Below are 12,072 nucleotides of genomic sequence, written 5' to 3' on the forward strand. Positions count from 1 at the left end.
TGACGCGTGCCGAGATGGCCGACCGGATCAACGCCACCCCGAGCGGTATCACCGGACGTCTGACGTGCGATGAGGAACGCATCAGGCGTTGGGAAGCGGGCGAGGTCTCCTGGCCGCATACCTCCTACCGGCTCGCCCTGACGCAGTTGACCGGCTTGCAGCCCGAAGCGCTGGGGTTCCGCCAGAATCGGCGTGGTCAGAGCCGCCTGATTGAGGCCACCGTGATGCCCGTAGATGCGCTCCGGGCCGAAGCCGACCTGTACGGCACCATGGAACTCGCCCAGCAACTCCAGGCATCCGACGTCGGGACCGGAACGCTCGAAGCTCTCGCCGAGGCCGTCGATCTGCTCTGCCGCGCCTACCCGGTTGTTTCGGCCGCCACGTTGCGCGACCGGACGCAGAAACGCCTCGCCCAGGTCAACGGCCTACTCGGCGGGCGGATCACTCTCGATCAACATCGAGAACTGTTGGTCATCACCGGATGGCTGACCGCATTGCTTGGATGCGTTCACTACGACCTGGGAGAGCGCGAGGAGGCCGAGACCGCCCGCCGCGCCGCCTACGAGATGGGCCGCCAGGTCGGTCATGGCGAGCTCATGGGCTGGGCACACGAGATGTCCGCCTGGTTCGCCCTGGTCGAAGGCCGTTACGAAGACGTGGTCACCGCCGCCCGCATGGGCCAGGCCGTCGCCGGCCACTCCAGCGCCATGGTCCAACTCACCCTCCAAGAAGCCCGCGGACTGGCCCGCATCGGCGACCGCCGCGAAGCCGACAAGGCTCTCACTCGCGGAGCCGACGCACTCGCCAAACTCCCACTCCCCGGCAACCCTGACCACCACTTCGTGTTCGACCACGCCAAGTGGGTCTTCTACGCCGCCACCGCCTACACCTGGCTTGAGGACAACGACCGGGCAGAAGAACACGCCCGCGAGACGATCCAGATGCACACCCGCCCGGACGGCACGTCCAACGCCCCTATGCGCGTCGCCGACGCTCACATCGACCTTGGCATCATTCATGCCCGACGCGGCGATCTTGACGCCGCCGTAGAGCAGGGGATGACAGCGTTCGACATCGACCGCAAATCTCTCACCGACCTCGTCAACCGCGCCGCAGATCTGGACCGTGTCATCCGACAGCGCTACCGTCGCGAAGCTCTCGCCGAGGAGTTCCACGAACGCTATGTGACCGCCCGCCGCGCCCTAACCACTCGCCGCCCCGAACTCCTTGATTGACTGCTTTAAAGCGACCACCAGCGGCACCTGTCAAACATGTCCCAGGACCGATGCGTCAAACATGTCCCGGAGCAGGATATATAACGCCGCATCCCACCGGATGAGAACCTTCTCCACGTCGTCGAGGCAGCCCGCCTGCGGCGGCCTGCGCGCGTCGGGCGGTCGGACTAGCAATTGGCCGGATCAACACTACTGTCCCACTACGCCATGCCGAGAGTCGACAGATACGAGGTAATCATATGGCGGGTGTTGTTCGTGAGAGCCCATCGATTTTTCTCTTCGACTAAATGTTGCGATGAGCGGAGGTTTTAGCCCAAGGGGGCGAGAACAATAAGCATAAGCGCAGTAGGTTTTGCCGGGCCCGCCCGAACCGCGCTCCATATGGGCTGCTCCAGGGAGCCATATGCTTCTAGGTTGTCTAGTGAATCAAACGAAACAACTACGTGGCCCCATTTGCACGATTCTAAGCTGTGATTTCCATGTTTAGACCATCCGAGCTGACGCAACCGCTTGTATGCTATATCCTGAGATGCTTCAAAAGTCGAAGCTCCGACGTCCATCAGTAGGATTTCATCAATTTGCGTAGTGCTCTTCCAAGTCCAATCTGACTGGACCTGTAATATCACTCTGCCCAAACTGCGAACTTCTTTGACAGCGGCCCCGTCAACCTTGAACGTCTCATGGAACCATAGGTTGCCACAGCCGGAGAGCATGATTAATGCGAACAGGGCGGCGAGCGCGGATCTAGTTATTGCAGCCGAGCGCTTATAGTCAAAATCTCTCACAGGTCCTCCGTCGCCCGAATGCCCATTTTGTGGTCATGAGGCATGCCAGATTACCGAGGGTCTCTGCCGTAAATCTAGATGCAGATTCCTGTGAGGTTGATGAGCGACGGCCTTGAAGGCTGCCCGGGCCCTTGTTCACATTGAATGGTCAGGGCCGTGACGATCGCTCAGTTCGCCACTCGCCGACCATGACTGGGGCGATTGACGCCGAGGTCCTCCTTCGTCGGGCCCCAGCACCGGGTGACCATGGCTGAGGTGACAGCGACCCTGACAGCAACCTCCCCACATACCGACGCATCCGCGCTACCGCCCACACGCGTCTCAGCACGGTCTCCGTTAGCTCAGCAGGGTGATTGGTCCGCCTGGAAAGCGGACGATCGGCCTGTTGCGCTCCTAGACAGTTGCCGAATTGTTCTTATGGATATCAAGAGGCGGCGGCGCTGCGCGCCGTCGCCCGGCCCTGCGCCTACCAGCGCATGCCGGGCATGCGGCCTGGGGGCCGGTCCCGGCACGCGCGCAGGACTCCGGGCCGTCGCCGCACGCCCGCTGCGCCGCACCCACGTCATCCGCCGGCCACTGGTCGCGCCGCCGCCCTCATGCAGCACGACGATCGCCACGGGGTGGCCGAGTCTGCCGTGGTCGGGGGCGATCGAAGATCCGGGATTCGTTCCTCACCCCGGCTCACCGATAAGCACGGCTTACCTATCGGCACAGGGATCGCATCACCAAGACAGCCGTGGCAATGAACAGGTTCTAGGGTCGCCACTCCTCACGGTATTCAGGGTGCTCAAAGTACGACTGGGCGAGCACTCGAAGGGTGTATGTGAGACCGGCGAAGCGCGCGTCTGCGGGATCCATTGCCGCGTACTCCCGTGCCAGCATGTCGATCAGGTCGAGCATCGGCAGGTGGCTGTCGAGGAGAGCGTCACCGCCGAAGCGGTAGGCCACCTCGGCATAGGCGTGGTTGTCCGCCTGGTTACGGGCGTGGAGAAATTGTAGGAGGTCGATCATGAGCTGATTTTCGTATGACTCGATCCTCTCAGGGGATCAAGCCTCCATCAGACCCGGACCGCTTCACGGTGCCCACCTGAAGGTGAGGCTTTTCAGGAGTTCCTCGGTCGGCCTGATTCCGGTCAGGTATTCGATGAGGAGGAATGCCGGCCCTCTGTAGAGACGGGGAATCGACGGATAGAGCTTGTCGATCTCCTCCATGGCGTCGGCGAGTTCGTCCGGGGGATCCATGACGAAGGCGTCGTCGCCTCCGTAGAGGTATTTGATCTCGCCGTCTTCGCACCAGTAGAAGTCGTCTGTGTCCTCGACGCCGAGGGCGGTGTGGAAGACGAGGCGGGTGCCTTCGGAGAGCCGGGTGATCAGTTTTTCCTCGATGCTGATCCAATCGGGGTAGAAGATGATGCTCCAGTCACCTACGGAGGCGACTCCGAGGGGTTCCCCCGGGCGTGGCCAGTCGTCGGGTTCGTCGGGCAGGCGGGCGGGTTCGAAGTCTGCGTAGTGGCCGCCGAGGCGGGCAATGGCCTGTTCGGGTGTGGTGCGGAGGTAGATGAAGCCGTAGCACTCCTCGCCGTATTCGCCGCAGAGCCAGGAGACATCGATGGGCTGCATGATCATGTCGTCATGGTGGCAGTCGCCGCCGACAGAAACGTGCCGCTCCGGGAGCGCGATCAACTTATCCATAGCGACCTGTGCTGCACACGCTCGCATTTCCGCCCCCGTGACCTGCTCATCGAGGCACCGACAGTAGGAGCGCACGGGGCCGACTGCAGCCATCAGAAGGCGCCTGTAACCATCACAGCCGACAGGTCACAGGCTTGTCACCTTGGAGGAAGATCTCGCCCCAAGTGTGTCTCTGCCCAATGCTCGCCCAACCGACAGCCCAGGGCCGATTACGAATGACGTATCCGCTGGTCAGAGACTTTTCTCCGGACGTGTGAGGGTGCGCTTCCTAAACCCGGTGTCTTTGCGCGCGCATCGATGTGGGAAGGCGCGGCAGTCGAGGGGTCATGCGCGGGTTGCGCGATATCTACGCGATGATCTCCGCTTCGAGGCTGATCGCAGGGCAATAAGTCCAGGTCATGGGCTGCTGTTCTGATAGCTCCTAGCGGTCTTGAAAACCGCTAAGCCTCCGGCGGGGGCACTTCGGCTCCGGGATGATCGACGTCGCACCATGAAGGCCGTAGATGGTTGAGGTGGAAGCCGGATCTTCCCGCCTGCCACGTCCCAGGCAAGCCCAACATCTCGACTCCTCCGGATCAAGGCCGTCTGTGACCGTTGGCATCCCATGGCCGAGGAACGTCTACCGGCCGGCGTACACGCGAAGACGGCCTTGATCCTCCGTCCCCGAGCTGTTGCCCCTCCGGGGTGGGACGAGGCAGACGGGAAGATCCGGCGGGGTGGGTGCGTCCGCACGGGGTTCTCAGGCCGTGCCCGTTGCGTGCCCGTCAGCAGAGGGAGCAAGGGGGACTCACGGGGAATCACGGGTAACCGAAGCACTCCCCCGCAGGTCAGCGTCTCCCCAGCTCAGCGGCCAGGTGCGTTAGAGACTTCCCAAGCTGACAGCGCGGGTTCGATTCCCGTCACCCGCTCCACGATTTCTCAGACAAGCACATCTGGCAACAGTCTGAACGCCGACACATGCCGAGGCCGGATCAGCGTGAAGTCACGGCGGTCGATCGTGGCAACCTGCGTGACGCCTAGACGCTCCGCGATGGCAACCACGGACACATCAGCCGGGTCGAGACGAGCGTCCTTGTAAAGCCGGACGAGTTCAGCCATGCGCCGTACATCGGCAGCAAGCAGATCGACCAACTCGAACTCTTCGGTCACGAGATCAAGAAACTGTGCATGTACGGCAGGCCCCATGTGCCTGTTGATCGTCCAACCAGCTTCAATCAAGACCGTCGAGGGCAGGAGGAGTGGTCCCTCCAGCTCCTCCAGGAGCCGCACACATGAGGCATGGTGCTTGTCATCTCGATCGACGACAGCTATCAGAGGGCCGGTGTCCAGGAGCGTGGCGGTCATACTGACCGATTGAACCGCTCCGCCAGCAGATCTTCGACCCGTTCCGACAGATCGCCTTCGCCGGATGCGCCAATTCCAGCGATCGACAGACGACGACGTCGAACCGGCTCAGACAGTTCTTCGTCAGTCGTCTCAGCCAGTTCTGGATCTGTCTTCACCAAGCGCAGGAGACGACGCGCCTGGTCCGGCGAAAGCCGGTCCACCAGGTGATGAAGCTCCTCATGCGCATGTCCGGCGCTCATGACCACGAGTCTACGCAAGCGGTTCCACTTGCGACAGCGACACCGCTACACCCAACGGCCTGGTACGGGCCGACCCGCTGTCCTCCGAATCGCCAGGAGATCTCTCGACGTCGAGACTTCGTGCCAGATGCGTGCCAGAACAGGCGGGGAACCACGGTCACTCACGGGGACTCACGGTCAACCGACCCGCCTTGGCCTGCACCCCCGTTTCCCCAGCTCAGAGCACCAAGGTCAGTAGATGATTCCCAAGCTGACAGCGCGGGTTCGATTCCCGTCACCCGCTCCACACACGAAGGCCGGCGGATGGCTTCCGGACTCGGTCCTCGATCTTTTTTTAGCTGCCTATGAGAAAATCATCGGGTGAAGACCCCCTTCATCCGTCCGAGATCCACCGAGGATCTGCGCGCCTGTATCGATGCTCTCGCCTCCGTGCATAGGTCCGACCGCTACCCAGTGGACTGGCCCGCCGATCCCGGACGATGGCTGACACCGTCTGACCTTCTTCAGGCATGGGTGGCCGTTGAGGGTTCCGACGTCGTCGGACACGTGGGGCTCTCACAGCTTGACGCGGCAACCCTTGAACCGTCCCTGGCCACGGCCATCGGCACGCCGGTCGGTCGCGTCGGATCGATCACACGGCTCTTCGTCACCCCTCAGGGGCGAGGCCACGGACACGCCACTCATCTACTTGACGTGGTCCGCAAGGAGGCGGCCAACCTGGGGGTAACTCTCATGCTCGACGTGTCCGACGAAGGCCACGCGGCCATCGCCCTGTATGAGCGTGTCGGATGGAGACGTGTGGCAAGCGCCCACGCCGACTGGCTGAACACAGCGGGTAAACGCGCCCTGGTGCACTACTACGTGAGTCCCGACGCAGTGCAGGAACCCACTCAGAGCGAGTAGGCGTTTCCCAACTGGACGGCAGACAGTGATCATCAGGCTGGTGAGGCCCGCGCCCCGCAAAGGAGACCACGGGCTGATCGTCGGGCCGTTAGCGGGCCATTAACCAGGGTGACGAGGAGTCAATCACGGTCACTCACGACCGCCCCGAAGCCCAGCTCAGCGCCCCTACGAGGCGTGATCCATGCACTTCCCAAGCTGACAGCGCGGGTTCGATCCCCGTCACCCGCTCCAAGTACGAAGGCCCGGCTCAGGATCATGATCCCGAGCCGGGCCTTGATCGTTTTCGAGGCCTGAGGGCTGGTTTTCTCGTTCCGCTGACTTACCATCGAAGGTATATACCATCAAGGGTATGTTCGAGATCGCGTGGGAGCCCGAGGTGGAGGCATGGTTGACGGAGTTGCCGTTCGGGCAGTTCCAGCGTGTGATGGCGAAGGTGGACCGGTATCTCATGGAGAGAGGCGGTCTGCCAGACGGTGATCACATCAAGAGTCTGCGTGATGGCGTTAGCGAGCTGAGGTTGCCCCTGGGAGAACGTCCTGGCGAATCACGTTCTGGAGGCCTGGGGGAAGGGCGATCGTTCTACTCACGGTGTTTGCCAAGTCCCGCAACGGGCCACAGCATGATGACGTGGAGCGTGCGGTCAAGGCGAAGAAGACTTGCCAACTCGAACATGACATGACCGTCACCCACGTGTTCGACAGGAGGTCGTGATGGCTGGACACAGTACGTGGAAGACCTTGAAGGCCAAGCGGCTTCTGGAAGCCGCGGCCGAAGAGCACCCCGAGTACACGCGAGCCGTCCGGGACATGGATCTGGGAGACAGGCTTCGCGAGGTTCGTGTGGCGAGGAACCTGACTCAGGCTGAGGTCGCCAGGCGAGCCGGGATCTCCCAACCGGCTCTGTCGCGTATCGAGCTGGGCGGTGGAGTGCCGACGCTGGAGATGCTTGACCGGATGGGCAGAGCGATGGGGGTTCGATTCACCATCTCCGTGGGAGACGACCAAGCTGAACAGATCGATCTCCTGGCCGGTTAGCCGACTGAGGCAAGCGGGGCGACCGCGTCATTGACCAGGGTGAACAAGGGCCGAGGTGAACAAGGGCCGATAGGGGCCACTCACGGGATGCGCCGGTCGTAGGCCAGGACCTTGATCGGGGTGGACTGCAACGGTTCCCAGCTTGTCCGCTCCATGTAATCTGATCTTGATCACGTGCCGGATCCGTGCCAGAACAGGCGGGGAACCCCGGTCATCCACGGGGACTCGCGGTCACTCGACCCGCCTTGGCCTGCACCCCTGTTTTCCCAGCTCAGCCCATCAAGGCCAGTAGACGATCCCCAAGCTGACCGCGCGGGTTCGACTCCCGTCACCCGCTCCACGCTTGAAGGCCCAGGCCACGGATGGTTTCCGGACCCGGGCCTTGATCTTTCCCGCTTGCCTCCATAGCGTCGATGCGCCGACCTCACGCATGGTCCTCACATGCGCAGTTCAGGCGGGAAGCCCGTCCATCGCAGCTCGAGGGGCAAGTGCCCCATGTCGTTGTAGAAGAGCACGGACGCCGGGCGACCAGGCGTGTATCGGATAGCGGTCAAAGCCGCGTTGCATTGATTGAGGCCAAGCCAGCGCCATTCCGGGGCGTCCTGCGCCGCCCGGACAAGCCATCCGATCAGGAAATTGTGCGTGACGACCAGCTCATGGCGAGTCTCGTCACCGTCTACCGGGCCGGAGAACCGCTCTAAAGCTTCCCGAGCGAGCACGGGACCTTTTCGACGTTCCTCCGGCGTGCATTGGTCGAGAAATCGAAGCAGGAAGTCGGCAAAATCCGGCGACAACTCTTCTTTGCCGGGAAAGTACGGGATGTAGTCGCCGGCGACTTCCGAAACGTGCAAGGGAACGCCGTCCAGATACTCACCGATCAAATGTGCAGTTTGCGTTGCCCGAGGCAGCGGGCCATGGTGGATGGCTGAGATGGGGATGCCTTGCAACCTCTTTCCGAGTAGGACGGCCTGACGGCGGCCGTTCTCCGTCAGGCCGCTCTCGTCCGGCGAAGCCTCGCCGTGGCGAGCGAGGTATAGATAGCGGGTAGCCATTCGTCCTCCTGCCATGGTTCGATCTTGTTCATTCTCCTTCAGCGAGCGATGGGCAGCGCTGCGCCGAGCGCAAGGAGCAGGCCATCAAGCGCCGCTGGAAAATCCAGCGTTTTCACACGCGGAGCCTTGGTCACGTGCCAGATTCGTGCCAGAACGGGCGGGGAACCACGATCGCTCACGGGGACTCATGGTCACTCGACCCGCCCTGACCTGCGCCCCTATTTTCCCAGTTCATGGTGGCAAGGCCAGTGGATGATCCCTGCTCTCCTGCCCCGAACCGGCGATCATGCGCGACGGTCGGCCCGCATCAATCATGGCTGTGACCGCAGGACAACCAGCGAGCGCGGAAGGTCACCGGGACCTTGGAACACGCGAAACCGCGGTTGCCCCGGTCCGGCTGACAGTCGCACGCTCTCGCAGCTATCGGAGGCAGGGGGTATGGGCAGGCGATCACGGTGAAGCGCATGGTGTCGACTACGTGCTAGGCGGGTCTGTCCAGTAAACCGTACAGTCCCTGATCTCCGTTCAGAGTCGGGACGATCGAAGCTCTGGGACTTCGTTCCCAATGACGGTGCGGGTGAGGTTCCCCCCGTACTACAGCCACCGATGTCTGAATCCTGACCCCCTATGGCGGCTGGTTCGGGGAGCTGGAGCAACGTGGGATCGACCCATGGAGCGGAGATTCCCACCGAGTACAAAGATGGGCGTTGCTGCGCTCATGACCTGGCCGCAGGAGCGGTCGACTCTCGATACCTTGGTCGTCCCACGGTGCATGGCAGTCGCATCACTGCATCAACGTCCAAGCACATCTCCATCACCTCACTGCCGGGGCGGCCGTCATGATGGCGTCATGGGCACGTGGGTCTACATACGCGGCTGGCTGGAGTTCTACGGACAGCGAGCAGCGGCAGAACGCATCATCCGCGCAGGAGAAACCGAAGGCTGGACCTTCCCCGATGGGGGATGGCTCGATGCGGCCGGTTATGCCCGAGCCGTACGTGAAAAATATGTCACTGACGTGCTCGACCAGGTCCGTCAGATCGCCGCCCTCCCTGCCGCTGATGAAGACAACGACCGCGTCTGTGGACTCTTCTTCGCCTTCCATGAGGTAGACGGCCAAGCCGAATGGCAGATCCGCGACGGCGAAGTCTTCATCAGCCCAGCCCCACCGCGCTATGACTACCTGTGGAAATAGTCGGTCCCATTGTCACATCGGCCACCCGTGGCCTCCGGCGGGGGCTCCGACTCCAGGATGACCGCGGTTCCAACGTCGGGACCATAGGTGGCCGTGCTACGGGGGGAAGCTCAGAGGGTGCTTGATCATTACGTCGCCATCGCCCAGGACAAGCCGAGCAGCCGTAAAGCATGTCCTGCGAACAACCGGTTGAGCATGTCCCAGGAGCTCACGTTGGCAGGGATCTCTCGACATCGAGACTTCGTGCCAGAACAGGCGGGGAACTACCGTGACTCACGGCCACTCGATCCATCCTGACCTGCCCTCCGTTTTTCCCAGTTCAGAGCGCCAAGATCAGTAGATGATTCCCAAGCTGACAGCGTGGGTTCGATCCCCGTCACCCGCTCCAAGAGTGAAGGACCAGGTCAGGGATAGATTTTCGACCCGGATCCGGTGTGGCGTCGTCCATGGGCGGGCCCGCCAGAGCGGCGGCGAGACGCGAAGCGAGCATCGTGACCGCGGCGCGCAGTTCCGGCCCACCCTCGACGCGGAAGGGGAACGGCACATTCGGCAGCCACTCCTGCGCGTACATCGTCGGATTGCTCGTGCTGCCGACGAGCACACACCCGTCCCCCGACGGTTCGAGCCGCCCCATGGGCGGCCGGATCCAGGGCGCCACCTCGGCGAGGGGAGCGTCGAACACGACGCGCGTGGCGAACTCCCACCCGGTGCCCAGGTTCTCCTCCAACGCCGCCACCGGGTCGAGGCCGTCGGGCGGCTCGAACGCGTGCGTGCTCCGCTGGACCTGGCGGATGCGGTCGACCCGGTAGGTGCGGATGGCATCCGCGCGGTGGGAGTAGCACAGCAGGTACCAGCGCCCGTGGCGGACGACGACCGCCCAGGGGTCCACCTCGGCCTCCCACTCGTTGCCGGACTCGCTCCGGTAGGCGACCATCACGCACCGCCGGTCCGCGATGGCGGCCACGAGCGCGCTGGTGGTGGCGGGATCCGGACGGGCTGAGAACCGGTCGGGCGCCGCCGACGCATGCTCGCGCAGCGTCGCCGCTTGCCGTCCGACGCTCTCGGGCAGAGCCCGGATGACCTTGCCCAGGGCGGCGCCGACGAGGTCGCCGACGTCGGTGGCCGCCGGCCGGCCGTCGAGCACCGCCATGACCAGGCCAAGCGCCTCGGGCTCGGTGAAGGCGACCGGCGGCAGTCGCGTCCCGCGCCCGAGCCGGTACCCCCCATAGGGGCCGCGGGCCGACTCGACGGGGATGCCCGCCTCACGGAGGATCCCGACGTAGCGGCGCGCGGCTCGCTCCGTGACGCCCAGACAGGCGGCGAGCTCGCCGGCCGTCACGCCAGGGCGGGTCTGGAGGATCTCCATGGCGCGCAGAGCTCGTGCGGTGGGACTGAGATCGGTCGGCACACGAAGCACATTAGGAGGTCACGGGATGAACAGGAAGTAGAACGTCCGGAATCGGTCCTAGCCTGACGTCCTGACCAGGTTCCGCGGGCAGGACCTCGCCGGAGCGCGCTGAAGAAAGAGAACCGATCATGGATATCCTGCTCATCGCCGGCCTGTGGCTCGACGGATCCGCGTGGGACGACGTCGTGCCCGCCCTTGAGGCGCTCGGCCACCGCCCCGTACCGATCGCCCTGCCCGGGCAGGGCGACGGATCCGCCTCGGCCACTCTCGACGACCAGGCGGCAGCGGTGCTCGCCGCCGTGGACTCAGCGTCAGGAAAGCCCATGCTGGTGGGGCATTCCGCCGCGTGCACCCTGGCCTGGCTGGCCGCCGACGCGTGCCCGGAGCGGGTCGCCAAGGTCGCGTTCATCGGCGGCTTCCCGGCCGCCGACGGGCAGCCCTACGCCGACTTCTTCGAGCTGAAGGACGGTGTCATGCCCTTCCCCGGCTGGGGTCCGTTCGAAGGGCCGGACTCCGCCGACCTCGGCGCGGAGGCCAGACGGGACTTCGCGTCCGCGGCGATCCCCGTCCCCGCGGGGGTGACGAAGGGCGTGGTGCGCCTGACCGACGAGCGGCGGTTCGACGTCCCCGTCCTGGTCGTGTGCCCCGAGTTCACCCCTGCCCAGGCTCAGGAGTGGATAGCCGCCGGTGATGTGCCAGAGCTGGCCAGGGCCAAGCACCTTGATCTTGTGGACATCGACTCGGGCCACTGGCCCATGATCACCGAGCCGGCCGAGCTCGCCCGGCTCCTGGCCGCGGCGGCCCCCGAGGCCTGACGCGGCTGCCGGTCTTCGGGCCGCGTGATGCACCGGTCGCCGCGAAAGGACTCAAGGAAGCGTGTTCAGGAGCAGGTGAAGGTGGAGTTATCCCGGTTTGGTAGACACATCAGGGCTTTCGGCTACGCGGCAGCATAACCATCTTCGTGAATGGGTTTGAGAGCTTGGTGTCGCTCGTATTCGGCAGGGCTGAGTTGTCCGTTGGACAGAATGGCGGCGGCGTGGGTTGTAGGACTCCTCGATGTAGGCGAAGACCGCGCGCTCGGCCTCAGACCTGGTGCGGAAGGTGCGCCAATCGATCAGTTCGCATTCCGGCAAGGCGAAGAAGCTCCCGGTGACGGCGTCGTCGATTCACCGTCCCGGCTGA

Annotated in this window: 12 protein-coding genes; 5 read left to right on the top strand and 7 right to left on the bottom strand. The window is 63.8% G+C overall.

What is annotated here, in order from left to right:
• The first annotated feature begins 14 nt into the window (after positions 1 to 14).
• Positions 15 to 1,235 carry a hypothetical protein gene (locus OHA77_RS16955; protein WP_406319010.1) on the top strand — a complete coding sequence of 407 codons (1,221 nt, stop codon included), beginning with the start codon at positions 15 to 17 and terminating at the stop codon, positions 1,233 to 1,235.
• 1,538 nt (positions 1,236 to 2,773) lie between these two features.
• Here OHA77_RS16955 and OHA77_RS16960 read toward each other — a convergent pair.
• The 4 genes from OHA77_RS16960 to OHA77_RS16975 form a co-directional block, all read right to left on the bottom strand.
• Positions 2,774 to 3,031, bottom strand: a complete 258-nt coding sequence (locus tag OHA77_RS16960; protein WP_350911119.1) for a DUF6221 family protein — start codon at positions 3,029 to 3,031, stop codon at positions 2,774 to 2,776.
• 63 nt (positions 3,032 to 3,094) lie between these two features.
• Positions 3,095 to 3,805, bottom strand: coding sequence for a DUF6461 domain-containing protein (locus tag OHA77_RS16965; RefSeq protein WP_406319011.1), 711 nt, complete (start codon positions 3,803 to 3,805; stop codon positions 3,095 to 3,097).
• Positions 3,806 to 4,630: 825 nt separating this feature from the next.
• The gene (locus tag OHA77_RS16970; RefSeq protein WP_406319012.1) at positions 4,631 to 5,056 is read right to left on the bottom strand and encodes a type II toxin-antitoxin system VapC family toxin; all 426 of its coding nucleotides are present in this window, start codon (positions 5,054 to 5,056) and stop codon (positions 4,631 to 4,633) included.
• On the bottom strand, positions 5,053 to 5,298 hold the full coding sequence (locus tag OHA77_RS16975) for a hypothetical protein (RefSeq protein ID WP_406319013.1): 246 nt from the start codon (positions 5,296 to 5,298) through the stop codon (positions 5,053 to 5,055). The genes OHA77_RS16970 and OHA77_RS16975 overlap by 4 nt, the downstream gene beginning before the upstream one ends.
• 360 nt (positions 5,299 to 5,658) lie before the next feature.
• Between OHA77_RS16975 and OHA77_RS16980 the strand changes: the two genes are divergently transcribed.
• Both OHA77_RS16980 and OHA77_RS16985 read left to right on the top strand, forming a co-directional pair.
• Positions 5,659 to 6,201 carry a GNAT family N-acetyltransferase gene (locus OHA77_RS16980; RefSeq protein WP_406319014.1) on the top strand — a complete coding sequence of 181 codons (543 nt, stop codon included), beginning with the start codon at positions 5,659 to 5,661 and terminating at the stop codon, positions 6,199 to 6,201.
• Between the two features lie 710 nt (positions 6,202 to 6,911).
• On the top strand, positions 6,912 to 7,235 hold the full coding sequence (locus tag OHA77_RS16985; protein ID WP_406319015.1) for a helix-turn-helix domain-containing protein: 324 nt from the start codon (positions 6,912 to 6,914) through the stop codon (positions 7,233 to 7,235).
• A gap of 437 nt (positions 7,236 to 7,672) precedes the next feature.
• On the opposite strand, the gene OHA77_RS16990 is transcribed toward OHA77_RS16985, so the two are convergent.
• On the bottom strand, positions 7,673 to 8,287 hold the full coding sequence (locus OHA77_RS16990; RefSeq protein WP_406319016.1) for a histidine phosphatase family protein: 615 nt from the start codon (positions 8,285 to 8,287) through the stop codon (positions 7,673 to 7,675).
• Positions 8,288 to 9,137: 850 nt separating this feature from the next.
• Here OHA77_RS16990 and OHA77_RS16995 point away from each other — a divergent pair.
• Complete coding sequence (locus OHA77_RS16995; RefSeq protein WP_406319017.1) at positions 9,138 to 9,482, top strand: hypothetical protein; 345 nt, start codon at positions 9,138 to 9,140, stop codon at positions 9,480 to 9,482.
• Between the two features lie 376 nt (positions 9,483 to 9,858).
• Here OHA77_RS16995 and OHA77_RS17000 read toward each other — a convergent pair whose 3' ends face one another.
• A complete protein-coding gene (locus OHA77_RS17000; protein WP_406319018.1) occupies positions 9,859 to 10,890 on the bottom strand; it encodes a helix-turn-helix transcriptional regulator in 1,032 nt (343 codons plus the stop codon).
• Positions 10,891 to 11,018: 128 nt separating this feature from the next.
• Between OHA77_RS17000 and OHA77_RS17005 the strand changes: the two genes are divergently transcribed.
• Positions 11,019 to 11,705, top strand: a complete 687-nt coding sequence (locus tag OHA77_RS17005) for an alpha/beta fold hydrolase (protein ID WP_406319019.1) — start codon at positions 11,019 to 11,021, stop codon at positions 11,703 to 11,705.
• 87 nt (positions 11,706 to 11,792) lie between these two features.
• On the opposite strand, the gene OHA77_RS17010 is transcribed toward OHA77_RS17005, so the two are convergent.
• Positions 11,793 to 12,023, bottom strand: a complete 231-nt coding sequence (locus tag OHA77_RS17010) for a hypothetical protein (protein WP_406319020.1) — start codon at positions 12,021 to 12,023, stop codon at positions 11,793 to 11,795.
• Between the last annotated feature and the right edge of the window lie 49 nt (positions 12,024 to 12,072).

The organism is Streptosporangium sp. NBC_01639, assembly GCF_045209755.1.
Classification (GTDB): Bacteria; Actinomycetota; Actinomycetes; order Streptosporangiales; family Streptosporangiaceae; genus Streptosporangium.